Origin of the sequence: Micromonospora craniellae (genome assembly GCF_014764405.1) — a bacterium.
In the GTDB taxonomy this organism is placed as follows: domain Bacteria; phylum Actinomycetota; class Actinomycetes; order Mycobacteriales; family Micromonosporaceae; genus Micromonospora; species Micromonospora craniellae.
In genome coordinates, this window is the sequence record NZ_CP061725.1 from 4,825,442 (window position 1) to 4,843,746 (window position 18,305).

The window sequence follows — 18,305 nt, forward strand, 5'->3', positions numbered from 1 at the left end:
GATACCGGTTCGGACCGGCCGCCCCGCCTGCTCGACGCCCTGATGCTCCGCGAACCGCAGGTACCGGTACCCGCGTAAGGGAGAAGGCGCCTCCCGCCGGAGGGGCCTTTCCCTGTTGGCGGCTACAGCCCCTTGCGGCGATGGGCTGCCCACTCGCCGGTCCAGGCCGCGAGGTCGTGGACCCACCCGGCAGCAGTGCGCCGAGACTTGGCCGACCACTTCGCGGCGTTCTTCAACGCGAACTCGTCCAGGACCGCGCCGTCAATGTTGGCCCATGCGGGGACCTGCGCCAGCCACTCCTCCGCCTGGTCCGGAGTGTGGCCGGCGCCGATGAGCCACCGACTGGGAATGTGTTCGCGGCTCACGATGCACCCCCGAGGCCGCGAAGCGTCTGGCCGAGGGTCCGCAGATCCCCGGCCTGGCCCCAGATGATCTGTGTCGAGTCGTCTCCTGGCCGCAGCGTGAGCCGAGTGGCCAGGCCGGGTACACGACTCGGCGTCAGAGCCGGGCCGGGGACCGTGCTGTGGGGCCGCTGCCGCACGCGCGTCGGCTTGCACCTGTCGCAGATGCAGGCGTGCCCGCGTCTGCGCCGATGGCGTCCCGACATCCCGCCCCCTCGATTGGTTGGGGGAGGGGCGCGCACCCCTGTCCATGATCACCGTGTTGGTGCGCGCCCCTCAGCAGACGCGACCGCCGGGGTTGTGGGTGTGCCCTCCACCGGCCGCGCCGTCCTGCAACCAACCTGCCACCGAGTGAGGGGACGGCAACACCCCGTGTGTATATGGTGGACGGATATCTAAAGCGTCCAAGGGGGTCCGGATGAATGACGCTCTGCGCGTCGCGCTCCAGCGCTCAGGCCACACAACGGAATCACTGGCAACCGCAATAGGCGTAGACCCCAAGACCACGGACCGATGGCTCAGGCAAGGCCGCGTGCCGCATCCCGGACATCGGGCCAACGCCGCCGCTGCACTCGGCTTAGACGAATCGGACGTATGGCCAGACACTTCTAGACGGCGAAGCCGTGACCTTGTGTGGTTCCGTCCCTGGCAAGAGATCGAACGCGAGGCGACCGAACTCCGTTGGTTCGAGCAGTCCCTTGTGCCGGGACTGCTATAGACGGAGGCGTACGCGCGAGCGGTGCTCGGGTCCAGTGGCCGGCGAACGTCGGACGAAGTGGAAACCCTGGTAGCAGCCCGACTCTCCCGTCAGGGCATTCTGAGGCGGGAGAACCCGCCGTGGTTCTGCGCCGTCTTGGACGAGTACGCGCTATGTCGCCGGATCGGCGGCCCCGAGGCGATGCGTGAGCAGCTACAGGCGCTCATCGCGTGGTGCGAGCTTCCCCACGTCCACGTGCACATCGTTCCGCAGGCGGCGGGGGCCTACGCCGGACTTGACGGTCCATTCGTCATCGCCACCAGCGCTGACCACCGGACCGCCGCGTATCTCGATACCCAGTTGCAGGGGCAAGTGGTTAGCGACCCAGACGACCTGGCAGTCATACTGGCGGCGTGGGAGTCCGTGCGTGGCGAGGCACTGTCCCATCGACAGTCAGTGGAACTCATGAGGGATGTGGCAGAGACATGGACCTGAGCGGCGCCCGGTGGCGCAAGAGCACCCGCAGTAGCGGCAACGGCGGCGCGTGCGTCGAGGTCGCCGACAACCTCCCCGGCGTCGTCCTGGTCCGTGACACCAAGGATCGCGACGGCGGCACCCTCCACTTCAACCCCGAGAACTGGCAGGGCTTCGTCAACCTGGCGAAGCAGATCGGCCCCGTGGGCTGACCCAACGCCAAAGAGCCCCCGGGCGCGATGCTGGGGGGGGCTTCTTCGTGCGTCCGAAGAGTGGACGACATTGCGGCGCTCGTCCTCACGCCCGACCTCGGGGCGCTGAACGGCCGGTTCATCCGGTGGATCAATCGACCGATCGACGTCGATGGCAGGTCAGCGCGAAAGCAACCTCGGTCCGGCGAGTCCTGCCATAGCACGAACGATGCTTGATCAGGTCGTTGTCCACAGCCGACCGGTTGTCCACAGCCGAGGCTGACTACGGCGGCGCGGATCGGGCTCGCCGTCCTAGCCTCGCGCCGTGTCCAACGACGACGAGGAGACGGCGGTCCGGGATCGCCTGTGGCGGCTGATGCCCGGCGCGGTGACCCGCGCTGCCGACATGCCGGTCGGTCGCGCGTCACCGGCAGGTCCCGACGTCGGCCTGATGTCCCCGGACGTCACCAGCCCGGACCCCCACAACGTCCCACCCGCATCGTCGTCCCGCTGGCGCGGACCGGTGGAGTGGCCGACCGTTTCGCTGCCCGTACACACCACCGCTGCCCCCGAGTCTTCGTCGGACACCGGGACCTACGCCACCGGCCCGCAGCCGTCGCCCTCGACACCTACCGCCACCGTGGACGCCGGTCCGTACTCCGCTCCGGAGCGAACCGGTCGGCCGAGTGCCACAGCGCAGGCGGACACCGACGCGACGCCTGCTCCGTCCCGGCTGCCGGGTCCCGGGGCGTTCGACCCGGGGCGGCGGGGGGTTCGGGTGCTCGCCGTGGTCGCCGTCCTGGTCGTTGTCGTCGCCGCCGTCTGGGCGTGGCGGTCCCGACCGCAGGTCGAGCCGGTCGTCACCGTCACCGGTCCCAGCGGCACCACCGGCACGACCGGCACGGAGGACCCGTCCGGTCCGGCCGGTGTCGACCCGATGACCGAATCGTCGGCCGTGCCCGCCGGTGAGGTGGTGGTCGCCGTGGCGGGCAAGGTGCGCCGGCCGGGTCTGGTGCGGCTCCCGGCCGGGGCGCGGGTGGCCGACGCCGTGGAGGCGGCCGGTGGGGCACTGCCCGGAGTGGACGTGGCGATGCTGAATCCGGCCCGCAAGGTGACCGACGGCGAGTTGATCGTGGTCGGCGTACCGGCACCGACACCGGCGGCTCCGGCGCCGGGTGCCGCCGCGCCCGGGGCCGTGCCCGGCGGACGGGTGAACCTGAACACCGCCACGCTCGCGCAGCTCGACGCGCTGCCCGGGGTGGGACCGGTGCTCGCGCAGCGGATCATCGAGCACCGCGACCAGCGCGGCGGCTTCCGCGCCGTCAGCGACCTGCGCCAGGTCAACGGCATCGGCGACGCCCGGTACGAGGAGCTGAAGGACCTGGTGACGGTGTGACCGTCGACGCGAAGGTGCCGGATTTCCGGCTGGCCGGGCTGGCCGTGGCGGCCTGGCTCACCGCCCTGGCGGGCCTGCACCTCACCGCTGCGCGGACACTCCTGGTGGCCGTGGTGGCGGCGGTCGTGGCCCTGTTGGTCGCGGTGCACCTGCTCGGGCTCGCCGGGCGGCAGGGTGTGGTCGTCCGACGCTACGGCTGGATCGTGGTGGCGGCGTTGATCGGGATCGTCTGCGGCGGCGCGGCGACCTCGGCCCGCCTGGTGGTGCGCGACGCCGAGCCGTTGCGTGCCCTCGTCGAGGACGGCGCACAGGTCACCGTGGAACTGATCGTCCGGGACGATCCCCGGGCGGTACGCGGCGGCGTCGTCGGCCGCCCACCGACGTTGCTGGTGCCGGCCCGGCTGGTGGCCGTCACCGGTCCGGCGGGGCAACGGGTCACCGCGCCGGCCCGGGTGCTGGTGCTCGCCGACGAACCCGCCTGGCGCGGACTGCTGCCCGGGCAGCGCATCACGGCCGAGGGCCGCCTGACCGAGCCGCGCGGCGGTGACCTGACCGGCGCGGTGCTGCTGGCCGACGGCGAACCCGTCCGGCTCGGATCGGCGTCGGTGCTGCAACGGGCCGCCGGGCTGCTGCGGGCCGGTCTGCAACGTGCCTGCGCGCCGCTGCCCGACGACCCGGGGGGTCTGCTGCCCGGTCTGGTCGTCGGCGACACCAGCGAACTGCCCGACACGGTCGAGGAGGACTTCCGGGCCACCGGCATGACGCACCTCAACGCGGTCTCCGGCTCCAACGTGGCGATCGTCGTGGGGGCGGTGCTGTTGGCGGCACGCTGGGCCCGCGCCGGTCCGAACCTGGCCGTCGTGCTCTGCGGGCTCGCCCTGGTGGGCTTCGTCATCCTGGTCCGGCCCTCGCCGAGCGTGGTGCGCGCGGCGACCATGGGGGCGATCGGGCTCGCCGCGCTGGCCACCGGCCGACCTCGGGCAGCGGTACCGGCTCTGGCCGCCGGGGTGGCGGTGCTCGTGCTCATCGACCCCGATCTGGCCGGGGACGCCGGCTTCGCGCTGTCGGTGCTGGCCACCGGCGGGCTGTTGCTGCTCGCGCCACGGTGGCGGGACGGGTTGCGTCGGCGGGGCGTACCGGCGGGGGCGGCCGAGGCGCTGGCGGTGCCGGCCGCCGCGCAGTTGGCGTGCTCCCCGGTGATCGCTGGCCTGTCGGGCACGGTCAGCTTGGTCGCGGTCCCGGCGAACCTGCTGGTCGTGCCCGCGATCGCCCCGGCCACGGTGCTCGGGGTGCTGGCCGCGACGATCTCGCCGGTCTGGCCGGCCGGCGCGCAGGCCGTCGCCTGGCTGGCGCACTGGCCGGCGTGGTGGCTGGTGCTGGTGGCCCGTCACGGGGCCCGGGTACCGGCCGGCAACCTGCCCTGGCCGGGCGGGGTGTCCGGGGCGCTGCTGCTGGCGGCGCTGACCGTGGCCCTGCTGGTCGCCGCGCGGCGGCCGGTGGTGCGCCGCCTGGTGGCGGTGCTCACCGTCGCCGTCATGGTGGGCACCCTGCCGGTGCGGGTGGCGGCTCCGGGGTGGCCGCCGAAGGGGTGGGTGATCGTCGCCTGTGCGGTCGGCCAGGGCGACGTCGTGCTGCTGCCGGTGGCAGCGGGACGCGCCGTCGTGGTCGACGCTGGTCCCGATCCGGCGACGACCGACGCCTGTCTGCGACGGCTCGGCGTACGGCGGGTGCCGCTCCTGGTGGTCAGTCACTTCCACGTCGACCACACCGGGGGAGTGGCCGGGGTCTTCCGGGACCGTCGGGTGGACACGGTGGTGACCCCCCGATGGCCGGAGCCGGCGATCGGGCGGGACCTGGTGCATGACACGGCCGCCGCGAACGGCACGCCTGTGGTGGCCGCCCCGGCCGGGTGGCGGTACCGGGCGGGCGCGGTCGACCTGGTGGTTCTCGGTCCGCCCTATCCGATGCGGGGGACCAGGTCCGACCCGAACAACAACTCCCTGGTGCTGCGGGCCACCGTGGACGGGGTGCGGATCCTGCTCGCCGGGGACGCGGAGACCGAGGAGCAGCAGGCGCTACGGGAACACCTGCCGCCGCAGGGGCTGCGTGCCGACGTGCTGAAGGTCGCCCACCACGGCAGCGCGTACCAGGATCCGGCCTTTCTGGACGCGATCGCTCCGGCGGTCGCGGTGGTGCCGGTGGGCGCGGGCAACACCTACGGGCACCCCAACGAGGCCGTGCTGGCCCGGCTGAGCCGGGGTGGGGCGCGGGTGCTGCGGACCGACCTCGACGGGGACGTGGCCGTGGTGTTCGGGCCGTCCGGGCTCGCCGTGGTGTCGGGCGGAGTGGACCTGACCAGGGCCAACCGGTGAGCGGATCCGACTTATGAAGAAAAGAAGCTAATAGTATATATGTCTGGATTTGCGCTGAGTGCAGGGTCTGCCAGCGGAGTCCTGACGAGCAGACTGGACCTCGCCGCCGGGCGTGCGAGTATGGGCGGCGTGACCGCCGCCGATGCCGCTCCCATTGTGCTCGTCCTCGGCGACGAGGAGCTGCTCGCCACGCGTGCGGTGGCCGAAACCGTTGCCGCCGCCCGCGCCGCCGACCCGGGTGCGGACGTGCGCGAGTACCAGGCGGGGCAGCTCACGGTGGGCGAGATCGACGAGATGCTGAGCCCCTCCCTGTTCGGCGGGCGACGGGTGCTGGTGCTGCGGTCCGGTCAGGACGCTCGCAAGGATCTGATAGCCGCCCTGCTGGCGTACGCGAAGAATCCCGACCCCGAGGTGCAGCTCGTCGTGCAGCATCTCGGCGCGGCCAAGGGCAAGGCGTTCGCCGACGGGTTGAAGGCGGCCGGTGCCCAGGTGGTGCCCGCCACCAGGCTCAAGGGACACCGCGAACGGGTGGCCTTCGTCCGGGGCGAGTTCCGCCGGGCCGGTGGGCGGTGCACCGACGACGCCGCCGAGGCACTGATCGCGGCGGTCGGCAACGACCTGCGGGAACTCGCCGCAGCCTGCTCGCAACTGATCGCGGACACCGGCGGCAAGATCGACGCCGACACGGTGTCCCGCTACTACCGTGGCCGGGTCGAGGTGAGCGGGTTCACCGTCGCCGACGCCACCATGGTCGGTGACCTGCCCGCCGCACTGGAGGCGTTGCGGTGGGCGCTGCACGTCGGGGTCGACCCGGTGCCGATCGCCGACGCCCTCGCTGACGGGATCCGCACCGTGGCCCGGGTGGCCTCGGCGGGGCGAGGCAGTCCGTACCAACTCGCCAGCAGCCTGGGCATGCCGCCGTGGAAGGTCGAGCGGGCCCAACGGCAGGCGCGGGGCTGGACGCCGGACGGACTGGTTCAGGCCATGCGGGCGGCGGCGGAATGCAACGCGGCGGTTAAGGGCGGCTCCGACGACCGGGCGTACGCGCTCGAGAAGGCCGTCTTCTTGGTGGCTGCCGCGCGGCAGCAGGGCGGCGCCAGGTGAGCGGAGCCCTCCGTGGCTCCTGGGCCACGATTCCGGCCGACGAGGAGCGGTACCGACCGCTCTACGCCCGAGTGCTCAGGCTGCGTGTCGTCAACCCGGGCGGGGTGCTCTGTTTCGTCTTCTTCGAGGGGGCGATCGCGCTGGCCGCCCTGCTCGCGCTCGCCGAGTTGGTGGACTGGTGGTCGGTGCTGGTGCTCCCGGCGGTGGTGGCCGTCATGGTCAAGCTCAACGACCTGGTGGCGGCCGTGGTGGTCCGCACCGCGGCAGCCGTGCCCGAGCAGGAACGCGACCGGTTCCGGCGGCAGATGGAACCCGTCGTCGGGCGGGCCCGGGTCGACTGGCTACCGCACACCGTGCCGGGTGTCGTGCTCCGGTCGGAGCCGCTGCCCGCCCTGGACCCGTCGTCACCGACACGTGCGCCCGGGCTGGCCGCGCCCACCCTGCGGCCGGCCCGCCCCGGCGGCACGGACACCGTGCCGGCCCGTCCCGGCGCTTCGGACACCGTGTGGGCCGGTCCCGGCGCGATCGGATCGCCGCCGGCCCCGGACTTGCCGAAGGCGCCCGGACGTCGCCGCCGTACCGCCGAACCCGGTTCCTGATCCACCGGCGTACGGCCCGGGGACATGCGGAAGCCCCGAGGCAGTGCCCCGGGGCTTCCGTCAGGTCTGAGGTCGCTGTCTCAGGCAGCGAGCGACGTGACGCGCTTGGCGATCGCCGACTTGCGGTTGGCAGCCTGGTTGGCGTGGATGACGCCCTTGCTGGCAGCCTTGTCCAGCTTGCGCGAGGCGTCCTGCATGAGGGTGGTGGCCTTCTCGACGTCACCGGCCTCAGCGGCCTCGTGGAACTTGCGGATGGCGGTCTTCAGCGACGACTTGACCGACTTGTTACGCAGCCGGCGCTTCTCGTTCTGCCGGTTGCGCTTGATCTGGGACTTGATGTTCGCCACGCGACAGCCTCGTCTTGATAGCTCGGGTTGGTCAGCTTGTGCGCGCGACGAGCATGCGTCATCGCTGCGCGAAAAGCCAGGCTACCAGGTCGGCCGGCACGGGCCAAAACAGCCCTCGTGGTCAGGTTGCCGCGCGACCGGGCGCGGTCAGGTCCAGCCCTGCCGGCGGGCCAGCCAGCCGAGTGCCTGTTCGCCGGTCCACCGCTGGTGCGCCGGTAGGTGGGTCGACGCGGTCGGGGGCACCGACGCGGCGGCGGTGAGGTGGTAGCCGGACAGGGCGGCCAGGGTCACGTCGAGCGCGTCGTCGGGGGCGTCGGCGACGGTCGGGTGGGCGGCGAAGAGGGTGTCGGCGTCGAGGCCGGCGGCGTACCCGGTGATCAGCAGGTTGGCCAGGTCGAACCAGGCCGGCCCGTGGCAGAGCCAGGTCCAGTCGCAGAACCAGGCGGTGCCCGTCGCGTCGATCAGGACGTTGTCCGCCCGCAGGTCACCGTGGGTCAGTCCGGTCGTCGCTTCGGCGTACCCGGGGAGCCGGGACTCCAGCGCGGCCAGGTCGGCGATCCGCCCTCGCAACGGGTCGGGCAGCGGAGGCGCCGGTTCCCGGCCGGCGGCGACCTCGTCCCACCAGAGGATGTCGTCGCGGGCGAGGTCGGCGAGCCGGGGCAGCCCGAGGGCGACCAGGTCGTCGGGCGGGTCGGCGAGCGCGGCGGCGAGGTCGGCGTACCCGGCGAGGGTGTCGGCCAGTTCGGCGGGGTCCCAGGGCAACCGGGGGAGGCGGCCGTGGACCGGCTCCAGGCAGAGCGCGTACCAGTCGGCCTCGTAGAGCGTCCAGCGCAGGCGGGGGGCGGGGAGACCGGCGGGCAGGCGGCTGAGGATGGCCGCCTCGCGGGCGTACCAGTCGACCAGATGCGGCTGCTCGGCGCGGGACGCGGCCTTGACGAAAGCGCTGCCGCCGTCGGCGGTGCGCAGCACCGCGGCGAAACCCCGGGTGAAGCCGGCCCCGGCGGTCTCGGCGGCGACGACCGGGGCGCCGAGCCGGGTCGACAGCGCGGAGCGGACCGCACCCGGCAGCGTGTGCCACGGCGGGCGTTGGGCGGTCGCGTGGTACGGCACGGGCGGGTTGCTCACCCGACCATGCTGCCCGCTACGGCGTCGCCGGTCTGCTCCGCGTGCCGGATCCGTCGCGTCCGCCGCTGTCACGGGTGTCTGCGAGACTGCCGGGTCATGAGGACCGACGAGTTCTGGCAGTTGATCGACCGGGCCCGCGCCGGTGGCGGAGAGCCGGACGCCATCGCCGCCCGCGTCGTCGCGCTGCTCGCCGCCCGCGACCCGGAGGAGATCGTCGGGTACGCCCACCACCAGCGGCGGGTGCTCGCCGCCTTCTATCGGGTCGACCTGTGGGGCGCCGCGTACACGATCAACTACGGTGCCTCGGACGACGGCTTCGAGTACTTTCGGGGTTGGCTGATGACGCGGGGCCGAGAGGTCTTCGCCCGCGCGGTCGCCGACCCGGACTCGCTGGCCGAGTTGCCGGAGGTCCGGGCAGCCTCGCTCAGCGGCGAGGAGTTCGAGTGCGAGGACATGCTCGCTGTGCCGTGGGAGGCGTACCGCAAGGCGACCGCCTCCGATATGCCGGTGTTGCGTGAGGCGGCGCGGACGCCGGACCTGAACGACTTCTGGGACTTCGACAACTCCGACGAGGCCCGGCGGCGGCTGCCCCGGCTGGCCGCCCTCTTCGTGGAACCGCCGCCGGAGTGAGTCCGGGCTCGCCCGCGCGGCGGTCGTCCGCCGGGGACGTGGGAGCATAGAGCGGGCCGGCGGTGCCGGCCCGCTCACGTCAGCCGACCAGAAACGGACCGCTGTGCCACCGACGCTCGATCCCGGCGCGAACGCTCCTGGTGCCACCGACCCGGCGCGGATCAGGAACTTCTGCATCATCGCCCACATCGACCACGGAAAGTCGACCCTGGCCGACCGGATGTTGCAGCTCACCGGTGTGGTCGACCCGCGGCAGATGCGCGCGCAGTACCTCGACCGGATGGACATCGAGCGCGAACGCGGCATCACCATCAAGAGCCAGGCCGTCCGCATGCCGTGGACGATCCGGGAGGGTGGGCGGGCCGGTGAGCAGGCCGTGCTCAACATGATCGACACGCCGGGCCACGTGGACTTCACCTACGAGGTGTCCCGGTCGCTGGCCGCCTGCGAGGGCGCCGTCCTGCTGGTCGACGCGGCCCAGGGCATCGAGGCGCAGACGCTGGCCAACCTCTACCTGGCGCTTGAGAACGACCTGCACATCATCCCGGTGCTCAACAAGATCGACCTGCCGGCCGCACAGCCGGAGAAGTACGCCGAGGAACTGGCGCACCTGATCGGTGGCGACCCGGCGGACTGCATCAAGGTCTCCGGCAAGACCGGCGAGGGCGTGCCGCACCTGCTCGACGAGATCGTCCGGCAGTTCGTCCCGCCGGTCGGTGACGCCGAGGCGCCGGCCCGCGCGATGATCTTCGACTCGGTGTACGACGTCTACCGGGGCGTGGTCACCTACGTCCGGGTGGTGGACGGGCGGATCAGCGCCCGGGACCGGATCAAGATGATGTCCACCGGTGCCGTCCACGAGCTGCTGGAGATCGGCGTCATCTCGCCGGAGATGGTGAAGTCCGACGCGCTCGGGGTCGGCGAGGTCGGCTACCTGATCACCGGGGTGAAGGACGTCCGTCAGTCCCGGGTCGGTGACACGGTCACCATCAACGGCCGTCCGGCCGCCGAGGCGCTCGGCGGCTACAAGGACCCGAAGCCGATGGTCTACTCGGGCCTGTACCCGATCGACGGGTCGGACTACCCGGCGCTGCGGGACGCGCTGGACAAGCTCAAGCTCAACGACGCCGCGCTCACCTACGAGCCGGAGACCTCCGGTGCGCTCGGCTTCGGGTTCCGCTGCGGTTTCCTCGGCCTGCTGCACCTGGAGATCATCGGGGAGCGGTTGGAGCGGGAGTTCAACCTGGACCTGATCTCGACCGCGCCGAACGTGGTCTACCGGGCCATCCAGGAGGACGGCGCGGAGATCATCGTCACCAACCCGAGCGAGTACCCGACGGGCAAGATCGCCGAGGTGTACGAGCCGACGGTGCGGGCCAGCGTGCTGACCCCGAACGACTACGTCGGGGCGGTGATGGAGCTCTGCCAGGGCCGCCGGGGCAACCTGCTCGGCATGGAGTACCTCTCCGCCGACCGGGTGGAGCTGCGCTACACGCTGCCGCTCGCCGAGATCATCTTCGACTTCTTCGACCAGCTCAAGAGCCGTACCAAGGGCTACGCCTCGTTGGATTACGAGCCCACCGACGAACAGGCGTCCGACCTGGTGAAGGTGGACATCCTGCTGCACGGCGAGCCGGTGGACGCGTTCAGTGCGATCGTGCACAAGGACAAGGCGTACGCGTACGGCACCACGATCGCCGCGAAGCTGCGCAACCTGATCCCGCGCCAGCAGTTCGAGGTGCCGATCCAGGCAGCGATCGGCAGCCGGGTGATCGCCCGGGAGACCATCCGGGCGATCCGCAAGGACGTGCTCGCCAAGTGCTACGGCGGTGACATCAGCCGCAAGCGCAAGCTGCTGGAGAAGCAGAAGGAAGGCAAGAAGCGGATGAAGATGGTGGGCCGGGTCGAGGTCCCCCAGGAGGCCTTCATCGCGGCGCTCTCCTCCGATTCCGGTGACGGGAAGTCGGCGGGCAAGAAGTAGTCGGCGGCCGGGTGCCGGGCCGGTGGGCCCGGCACCCGGCCACGGCGTGGGCGAATGGTGACGGCATCGACAGGCGACATGGCCGGATGTCGGCCGGAGGTGCTCCGATCGGTTTGGGAATTCGGCGAAGAGGGAACTGAGTCGCCCGACAGAAACCCGCCGAATGACATCTTCTGCTTGAGGAGGGCCACCATGGAGCTCACCGTCTGGGGCATCATCACCGCGCTGTTCGTGGGTCTGATCATCGGCGCGCTGGGCCGCCTCGTGGTCCCGGGCCGGCAGGACATGCCGATCTGGCTACACATGGTCATCGGTGTCGGCGCGGCACTGCTGGGTACCGTTCTCGCCCGGGCCGTGGGCATCGCCACGGTGACCGCCGGAATCGACTGGGCGGAGCTCCTGGTGCAGGTCGCGCTGGCTGCGGTCGCGGTAGCGCTGGTCGCCGGGTTCGGCAGCCGTCGACGTGGCGTCACCCACCGGTAACACACCCCACACGTCTTCGCGGGCGCCCGGCCACCGGCCGGGCGCCCGCTGGCGTCTGCCGCCGCCGAGCCGACCCTCGCCGCTGGCGCCGCTCCGGCGGACCTCCCATCGCGAACTGCGCGAACGGCACTACTGGGCGATCTCGTGCCGTCTGGGTCGGGAATTCGGTTTGGGGTCTTCCGGGGTCGGGAATTAGTCCGGTCGACGACAGAAAACCACGACAACCGTGGGAAGTCTTTTGTAAAGGAGAACGACCATGGAGTTCACCGTCTGGGGCATCATCACCGCGCTGATCGTCGGTCTGATCATCGGCGCGCTGGGCCGGCTGGTGGTGCCGGGCCGCCAGCCCATGCCGATCTGGCTGCACATGCTGATCGGTGTCGGCGCCGCTCTGCTCGGTACGGTCATCGCCCGCGCTTCGGGCTTCGCCGAGACCGCCGGCATCGACTGGCGGGAGCTCATGCTCCAGGTCCTGCTGGCCGCCGTCGCGGTGGCGCTGGTCTCCGGCGTGGGCCGCAGCCGCCGGGGAGTCACCCACCGGTAACAGCTGAATCTCGAAAGGCGCCCGACCGTCGAGGTCGGGCGCCTTTCTGTCGTCGTACGCCTGGCTCTGCCGGTGGCGCAGCCCGGTCCTCGACGGTCTGCGCCGCGACACCGTCGGGCCCGCCCACTGTCTGTGAAGGAATTCTCGTACTAGGGTGCCATGCTGGAAGTCCGGCCTCACCTCGCCGCAGGCGCAGCAGGCGGTGAAGTTCTGGACCGACCTGGTGACCGTGCACAAGGTCGCCCCGCCGGCAGCCGCCGGGTGGAACGAGATCGACGCGCGGACCCAGTTCGCCACGGGCAAGGCGGCGATGGCCTTCGCCGGGAGCTGGCAACAGGGCGCGATCGCCAAGGACAACCCGGAGATCGAGAAGGTCTGGGGCACCTTCCCCAACCCGAGCCCGGACGGCCGGCCCGCGCCCGCCTTCGCCGGTGGCTCCGACCTGGCGGTCTGGCAGGACAGCCAGCGGCAGGACCTGGCCTGGGACTACCTCACCGTCCTGCTGAACAAGAAGAACGCCCAGGAGTTCGCGGACAGTCTCGGCTTCTTCCCGGTCTACTCCGACCTGGTCGGAGGTGACCGGTACGCGAATGACAAGATCATGGCGGCGTTCGCGAGCACGATGCAGAACACCAAGCTCACGCCGCTCACCCCCAGGTGGGTCGAGGTCAGCCGGACCAAGACGGTGACCCAGGCGATGAACAGCTCGGTCATGAAGGGTCAGAAGACGGTCGAACAGGCCACCGCCGACGCGGCCGCGGAGATGGAAAGCATCCTCAACGCCAAGTGACCACGCTGACCGAGATGCCGGCGGCGCTGCCGCACGGGAGACCCCCGTGCGGCAGCGCCGCCGGGTGCACCGCCTGCTGTACCTGCTGTTGCTGCCCTGCCTGGTGGCCATCGGGGTGTTGCTGCTCTGGCCGCTCGGCCAGGTGGTGGTGATGTCCTTCCACCGGCTGGACAACGTCCGCCAGTTGCGCGGCGACCGGGACTGGCCCTGGGTCGGGCTGGACAACTACGCCCAGATCCTCAGCGACCCGTTCTTCTGGACCGTGCTGCGGAACACGGTCCTCTTCGCCGTGGCCAACGTGGCGCGGCCGGTCTCCGGAATCCTGGTGGTGCTCTCCACCATCTGGTGATCCTCACCCTGATCCTGCTGGTCGTCACCGGGGTGTACGTGCGGATGGTGCTCAAGCAGGAGGAGGAGGCGTGACGGCCGACGCGGCAGAAGCCACCGGGCGCACCCCGGAGGGCGCCGAGGCGCGTCCCACCGGGCGGCGGACGAGAGGCGGCGGGCGGCGCAGCCGTACCGCCCGGCGGATCGCCCTCAACGGCGCCGGCCTGCTGGTGGCGCTCTTCGCCGCCTTCCCGGTCTACTGGATGATCACCACCTCGCTCAAGCCGAGCAGTGAGATCTTCGCCAGCACCCCGCGCCCGCTACCGGCCGAGCCGACGCTGGCGCACTACCGCCAGATCCTCACCGGGAACCTGATTCCCGGGGTCAGCTACACCGACGTCTTCCTCAACAGTCTGCTGGTCGCGGTCACCACGGTGCTGCTGAGTGGCCTGGTGGCCCCGCTCGCCGCCACCGCCGTGGCCCGGTTCCGCTTCACCCTCCGGACCAGCTTCCTGATCATGCTGCTGGTGGTACAGATGATCCCGCTGGAGGCGCTGGTCATCCCGCTGTTCCTGATGATCCAGCGGCTCGGTCTCTACAACACCCTGCCCAGCCTGATCCTCACCTATCTCGGCTTCTCGTTGCCGTTCGCGGTCTGGATGCTGCGCGGCTTCGTCGCGGCGGTGCCCAAGGAGCTGGAGGAGGCCGCCGCGATCGACGGCGCCAACCGGGCGCAGATCTTCCGGCGGATCCTGTTCCCGCTGGTGGCTCCGGTTCTGGTCGCGACCAGCATCTTCTCCTTCATCGTCGCCTGGAACGAGCTGATCTTCGCGCTGACCTTCATCAACCGGCAGGACCGGTACACGTTGCCGGTGGCGATGACCTTCTTCTTCAGGCGCGACGAGACCGCCTGGGGCCGGTGATGGCCGCCTCCACCCTGTTCACCCTGCCGGTGATCATCTTCTTCCTGCTGGTGCAGCGGCGTATGGTCGCCGGCCTGGTGGCGGGCGCGGTCACGGGCTGAGGCGGCCGTAGGCTGGCCGGCATGACGGGGAAAGTGATCTCGGTGAACCTCGCGGTGGTCACCGAGGCGGCCTGGGCCGGTGACGCCAGCGGACGCAGTGGCATCGACAAGAGACTGGCAGCCGGACGGGTGACGGTGCGGACCGACGGAGTGGTTGGTGACTTCATCGGCGAACGAGCCCACCACGGCGGCCCCGACCAGGCGGTGTACGCGTACGCCACGGAGGACGCGCAGTGGTGGGCGGCGGTACTGGGGCGGGCCGTGCCGCCAGGTCACCTCGGCGAGAACCTGACCACGACCGGCGTGGACGTGACCGGAGCGGTGATCGGAGAGCAGTGGGTGATCGGATCCGCGCTCCTGCAGGTGACCAAGCCGCGAAGTCCGTGCCGGACGTTCGCCGGGTTCTGGGGCGTACCGGATCTGATCAAGCGGTTCACCGTACGCGCGACGCCCGGGGCGTACCTGCGGGTGCTGCGGGAGGGGACGGTGGGTGCCGACGACCCGGTCGAGGTCGTCCACCGGCCCGCGCACGGGGTGACCATCGGTGAGGTGTTCCGGGCGCTGACTCTGGAGCCCGCCCTGCTGCCCCGGCTGCTGGACGCGGACGACCTGCCCGAGTCGACCCGCGAGAAGATGCGCCGACGGCTGCGCACACCCACCGGCTGACCGCCGCCGGTCGCGCTGACCGCCGAACGTGCCCAGCGCCGCCGCCTGTGCTCCGCGCCGCCGCCTGTGCTCCGCGCCGCCGGAGGTGCTGTGCGCTGGAGGGTGTTAGGAAGGGTCCCCTGCTATGCACCAGGCGTTAGCAGGGGACCCTTCCTTACATCAAGGTCAGCGGAGCCAGGGGATGTTGCGGTTGAGCTGGCCGCGCTCCTTGAGCTCCTTGCGCAGCGGGATCTCGTCGTCGATGTAGCCGTCCCAGTTGATGCCCCAGTAGTTCGCGGTGTGGGTGCCCTCACCGCAGAGCTGGCGCTGCACCGGCGTGCGGTTGTTCCACCACTCGCCGTCGGAGTCGATGTGCAGCTCGTCCAGCGGGCGGATCCACCGGTAGGTGTAGCCGACGAAGAGCATCTTGCGGGTGATGGTCGACAGGTTCGTCGACCGGGAGTGCCACTGGCGACGGTCGAAGATGAAGGCGTCACCGGGATTGGCGGTGATCTCGACGGTGCCCTCCGGGTCCGGGTTGTGCACCGTGGTGTCCGCCGGGCGGGGCAGCGAGTTCCACAGGTGGCTGCCCGGGATCACCTTGGTCGCGCCGCGACCGTTCTCCGACAGGTCGGAGAGCACGTAGGCGACCTTCAGCGAGAACATCGGCCGAGGCAGGTTCGGGTCCATCGTCTCCGGGTCGGAGTTCTGCCGGTACCCGTCCTGGTGCCACCCCCAGTACGGCCTCTCCGGCTCCAGCGCCGGCGGGGTGACGTCGAGGTGGTTGTGGTGCGAGTAGATGTTCCACCCGGCCAGGCCCCACATGTACGGGAAGGCGATCGGATGGGTCAGCAGCTCGCCGAAGAGCTCGTCGCGCTCAAGGAAGCCCAGCAGGTGCAGGGTGCCGTCCTTGGTGGTCTTGCCCTTGGCCTTCTCCTCCTCGTACACCCGGTCGACCGCGGCCTCGAGAGCGGCCCGGTGATCCTCGGTCAGGACGTTGCGCAGCAGGAGAAAGCCCTGCTCGTGGAACTCCTTGCGATCGACGTCGCTGATCGGTTCGTAGCCGGTCCGGTCGCCGTAGTCGTATGCCACGTCGTACCCCTCCCCAAGAGGTGAAACCAATTCTGGGCACAGGCCGCCGATCGTAACTCGCGTGCACACACCCCGGAGAATGCCCCGGCGCCATCTCGACGAGACTGCGACTGAGGGCGCTGGATCAACTACACGGCGCTACGGAGAGTGGTTTCGCTGGGGGGGTATGGGGTGATAGCCGGATTTCGCGGTGACTGCGGGTAAGGAGATCAGGGTCGGTCAGACATCGGCGTGCACCTCGGCGAGGACCTCCGTGTCGCCCCGGTCGCTGTCCGGGAGGCGCTTCCAGTCGCCGCGCCTGGCGCTCCACTCCCGGCCGTGGTAGGTCACCCGCTTCACCCCGTGCTGCTTGGCGTGGGCGACCAGCCAGTGCGCGTACCGCCAGCCGGACCGCACGCCCTCGGCGGAGGTCATCAGGCTGCCGCCGGGGCTCCGCTCGAAGTCGTTGATCCCCACCTTCAGATAGATCGGGTTGCCGTCGTCGTCGACAGCCGAGCTGAAGTAGCCCCGCCCTGACGGCCGGTCGTCGGGGGCAAGGGCCACCAGGCCCCAGTCGAGCGCCAGTCCCTCGGCCAGCGCGTCGATCGCCGCCGCGCCGCGCAGCACCGGGTCGCCACCCACCGTGCAGGTGACCGCCGTGGTGGCGTGCCCGAGCAGCGCCCGGGTCAGCACCTCCGACTCGTCGGCCCACTTCTCGTACGCCTCTGGGAAGGCGGAGCGCTGCACCTTCTGTGCGGCGTCGGTGACCCGCATGTCCTCCCAGCCGCGTACCTTCTTCAGCGCCGCGTAGAACTTCTTGGACGCGTACCGGGGGTCGCGAATCTCCTCCGGTGTGCCCCAACCCTGGCTCGGCCGCTGCTGGAACAGCCCCACCGAGTCGCGGTCGCCACCGGCCAGGTTGCGCAGCCCGGACTCCTGGTAGGCGGTGGCCAGCGCCACCACCACCGCCCGCTCGGGCATCTTGCGCTGGGCGCCGATGGCCGCGATCGTCGCCGCGTTGGCCATCTGCTGCGAGTCCAGCGTCACCTCACCGTCGGCCTGCACCGTGCACGCCCGGCCGGCGAACGGCAGCCGCAACTGTTCGCCCGCCTGCCGCAGGCCGAGGACGATCCCGATCACGACGATCAACACGAGGACCACGAAACCGGTCACGACTGCCCGAGCCCGCACCCACACCTCCCGTTGCCAAGGTCCGCCAAGCGTACGTCCGGCGTCGGCCCGTACGGGTCGTCCGCCCGGTTTCCCCCGTCGCCGGTGCCCTCAGGGTTCCCCGGGGCGGCCCGTCCTCACCTGTCGAGTTCGGCGACCCAACGGGGCGGGCGCTTCTCGCGGAACGCGGTGACGCCCTCCATGCCGTCGCCGGACAGGAAGTAGCCGGTGGACAGCGCGGACAGCTCCGCCAGTTCGGCGCGCAGGTCGGTGCCGACCGGGCGGCGCAGCAGCTCCTTCGCGCCGGCCAGCGCCGCCGGGGCGCCACGTACCAGCGAGTCGAGGTAGCGCCGCACCGTGCCGTCCAGCTCGTCGGCGGGCACCGCCGTGGTCACCAGGCCGATCTCGGCCGCTCGCCGGCCGTCGAAGGTGTCGCCGGTCAGGTACAACGCGGCGGCGGCCCGAGGAAGCAGCCGGGGCAGCACCGTCGCCGAGATCACCGCCGGGATCACCCCGATCCGTACCTCGGTGAAGGCGAACGTGGCCTCCGCCGCGCAGACCGCCAGGTCGGCCGCGGCGATCAGGCCCAGGCCGCCGGCCCGCGCGGGACCGGCCACCCGCGCCAACACCGGCTTCGGGCACTCCCGGACCGCCGCGAGCACGTCACCCAGCATCCCGGCGGGCACCGTCCCGCTGGCGTACGCCGCCGCCGTCTCCTTCAGGTCCGCCCCGGAACAGAAGACCGGGCCGGTGTGGTCCAGCACGATCACCCGGACCGTGTCGTCGTCGACCGCGGCGGCCAGCCCGGCCAACAGTTCGGTCATCAACGGCGTGGAGAGCGCGTTGCGGTTGTGTGGGCTGTCCAGGGTGAGGGTGGTCACCCCGCGGGCCGTGGCGACCTGCACGAGCGCGTCGGGAGAGGTCATGTGAGGGC

General features: G+C 71.2%; 17 protein-coding genes and 3 pseudogenes. 14 read left to right on the forward strand and 6 right to left on the reverse strand.

The features are described from left to right. Positions 1-122: 122 nt before the first annotated feature. Positions 123-365, reverse strand: a complete 243-nt coding sequence (locus tag ID554_RS21945; RefSeq protein WP_117229519.1) for a hypothetical protein — start codon at positions 363-365, stop codon at positions 123-125. A 454-nt stretch (positions 366-819) separates the two neighbouring features. Here ID554_RS21945 and ID554_RS21950 point away from each other — a divergent pair. From ID554_RS21950 to ID554_RS32815, 6 genes and pseudogenes are all read left to right on the forward strand, one after another. After that, a pseudogene (locus ID554_RS21950) lies at positions 820-1,593 on the forward strand (DUF5753 domain-containing protein). Further along, entirely contained in the window at positions 1,584-1,784 is a 201-nt protein-coding gene (locus ID554_RS21955) for a DUF397 domain-containing protein (protein WP_117229518.1), read from the forward strand. The pseudogene ID554_RS21950 and the gene ID554_RS21955 overlap by 10 nt, the downstream one beginning before the upstream one ends. 355 nt (positions 1,785-2,139) lie before the next feature. Continuing rightward, a complete protein-coding gene (locus tag ID554_RS21960; RefSeq protein WP_396888560.1) occupies positions 2,140-3,159 on the forward strand; it encodes a helix-hairpin-helix domain-containing protein in 1,020 nt (339 codons plus the stop codon). Next, positions 3,156-5,531, forward strand: coding sequence for a ComEC/Rec2 family competence protein (locus tag ID554_RS21965; RefSeq protein ID WP_117229517.1), 2,376 nt, complete (start codon positions 3,156-3,158; stop codon positions 5,529-5,531). Before ID554_RS21960 ends, ID554_RS21965 begins: the two co-directional genes overlap by 4 nt. A 120-nt stretch (positions 5,532-5,651) precedes the next feature. Beyond that, positions 5,652-6,635 (forward strand): DNA polymerase III subunit delta, encoded by a 984-nt coding sequence (gene holA, locus ID554_RS21970; RefSeq protein ID WP_117229516.1) that lies wholly within the window; start codon positions 5,652-5,654, stop codon positions 6,633-6,635. Next, positions 6,632-7,096, forward strand: a pseudogene (locus ID554_RS32815) (hypothetical protein); the annotation flags it as partial. The gene holA and the pseudogene ID554_RS32815, both read left to right, overlap by 4 nt. Before the next feature lie 218 nt (positions 7,097-7,314). On the opposite strand, the gene rpsT reads toward ID554_RS32815, so the two are convergent. Further along, complete coding sequence (gene rpsT / locus ID554_RS21980) at positions 7,315-7,581, reverse strand: 30S ribosomal protein S20 (protein WP_117229515.1); 267 nt, start codon at positions 7,579-7,581, stop codon at positions 7,315-7,317. A 147-nt stretch (positions 7,582-7,728) separates the two neighbouring features. Continuing rightward, a complete protein-coding gene (locus ID554_RS21985; protein WP_223884185.1) occupies positions 7,729-8,706 on the reverse strand; it encodes a phosphotransferase in 978 nt (325 codons plus the stop codon). A 96-nt stretch (positions 8,707-8,802) separates the two neighbouring features. On the opposite strand from ID554_RS21985, the gene ID554_RS21990 reads away from it, so the two are divergent. The 8 genes and pseudogenes from ID554_RS21990 (at position 8,803) to ID554_RS22025 (ending at position 15,151) form a co-directional block, all read left to right on the forward strand. After that, positions 8,803-9,336 carry a DUF4240 domain-containing protein gene (locus ID554_RS21990; RefSeq protein ID WP_117229514.1) on the forward strand — a complete coding sequence of 178 codons (534 nt, stop codon included), beginning with the start codon at positions 8,803-8,805 and terminating at the stop codon, positions 9,334-9,336. A 103-nt stretch (positions 9,337-9,439) separates the two neighbouring features. Then, positions 9,440-11,317 carry a translation elongation factor 4 gene (gene lepA, locus ID554_RS21995; protein ID WP_117229513.1) on the forward strand — a complete coding sequence of 626 codons (1,878 nt, stop codon included), beginning with the start codon at positions 9,440-9,442 and terminating at the stop codon, positions 11,315-11,317. Positions 11,318-11,509: 192 nt separating this feature from the next. Next, the gene (locus ID554_RS22000) at positions 11,510-11,800 is read left to right on the forward strand and encodes a GlsB/YeaQ/YmgE family stress response membrane protein (protein WP_117229512.1); all 291 of its coding nucleotides are present in this window, start codon (positions 11,510-11,512) and stop codon (positions 11,798-11,800) included. Positions 11,801-12,056: 256 nt separating this feature from the next. Beyond that, positions 12,057-12,344, forward strand: coding sequence for a GlsB/YeaQ/YmgE family stress response membrane protein (locus ID554_RS22005; RefSeq protein ID WP_117229511.1), 288 nt, complete (start codon positions 12,057-12,059; stop codon positions 12,342-12,344). Positions 12,345-12,498: 154 nt separating this feature from the next. After that, positions 12,499-13,134: an extracellular solute-binding protein gene (locus ID554_RS22010; RefSeq protein WP_223884186.1), complete on the forward strand. Its 636-nt coding sequence runs from the start codon at positions 12,499-12,501 to the stop codon at positions 13,132-13,134. Between the two features lie 46 nt (positions 13,135-13,180). Beyond that, positions 13,181-13,483: a sugar ABC transporter permease gene (locus ID554_RS22015; RefSeq protein WP_191088600.1), complete on the forward strand. Its 303-nt coding sequence runs from the start codon at positions 13,181-13,183 to the stop codon at positions 13,481-13,483. A 181-nt stretch (positions 13,484-13,664) separates the two neighbouring features. Then, positions 13,665-14,485 (forward strand): annotated as a pseudogene (locus ID554_RS22020) (carbohydrate ABC transporter permease). A 21-nt stretch (positions 14,486-14,506) separates the two neighbouring features. Continuing rightward, the gene (locus tag ID554_RS22025) at positions 14,507-15,151 is read left to right on the forward strand and encodes an MOSC domain-containing protein (RefSeq protein ID WP_117229510.1); all 645 of its coding nucleotides are present in this window, start codon (positions 14,507-14,509) and stop codon (positions 15,149-15,151) included. A 165-nt stretch (positions 15,152-15,316) separates the two neighbouring features. Here the strand turns inward: ID554_RS22025 and ID554_RS22030 are convergent, their stop codons facing one another. The 3 genes from ID554_RS22030 to ID554_RS22040 form a co-directional block, all read right to left on the reverse strand. Further along, entirely contained in the window at positions 15,317-16,222 is a 906-nt protein-coding gene (locus tag ID554_RS22030; protein WP_117229509.1) for a phytanoyl-CoA dioxygenase family protein, read from the reverse strand. 219 nt (positions 16,223-16,441) lie between these two features. Further along, positions 16,442-17,398, reverse strand: a complete 957-nt coding sequence (locus ID554_RS22035) for a hypothetical protein (protein ID WP_223884187.1) — start codon at positions 17,396-17,398, stop codon at positions 16,442-16,444. Between the two features lie 110 nt (positions 17,399-17,508). Beyond that, entirely contained in the window at positions 17,509-18,297 is a 789-nt protein-coding gene (locus ID554_RS22040) for an enoyl-CoA hydratase-related protein (protein WP_117229508.1), read from the reverse strand. Between the last annotated feature and the right edge of the window lie 8 nt (positions 18,298-18,305).

What these genes read in the sequence shown, in the direction of transcription:
- ID554_RS21955 (WP_117229518.1), top strand. Translation starts at nt 1,584, where the DNA reads ATGGACCTGAGCGGCGCCCGGTGGCGCAAGAGCACCCGCAGTAGCGGC.
- ID554_RS22025 (WP_117229510.1), top strand. Translation starts at nt 14,507, where the DNA reads ATGACGGGGAAAGTGATCTCGGTGAACCTCGCGGTGGTCACCGAGGCG.
- ID554_RS22040 (WP_117229508.1), bottom strand. Translation starts at nt 18,297, where the DNA reads ATGACCTCTCCCGACGCGCTCGTGCAGGTCGCCACGGCCCGCGGGGTG.
- ID554_RS22000 (WP_117229512.1), top strand. Translation starts at nt 11,510, where the DNA reads ATGGAGCTCACCGTCTGGGGCATCATCACCGCGCTGTTCGTGGGTCTG.
- ID554_RS22005 (WP_117229511.1), top strand. Translation starts at nt 12,057, where the DNA reads ATGGAGTTCACCGTCTGGGGCATCATCACCGCGCTGATCGTCGGTCTG.
- ID554_RS21960 (WP_396888560.1), top strand. Translation starts at nt 2,140, where the DNA reads ATGCCCGGCGCGGTGACCCGCGCTGCCGACATGCCGGTCGGTCGCGCG.
- holA (WP_117229516.1), top strand. Translation starts at nt 5,652, where the DNA reads ATGGGCGGCGTGACCGCCGCCGATGCCGCTCCCATTGTGCTCGTCCTC.
- ID554_RS21990 (WP_117229514.1), top strand. Translation starts at nt 8,803, where the DNA reads ATGAGGACCGACGAGTTCTGGCAGTTGATCGACCGGGCCCGCGCCGGT.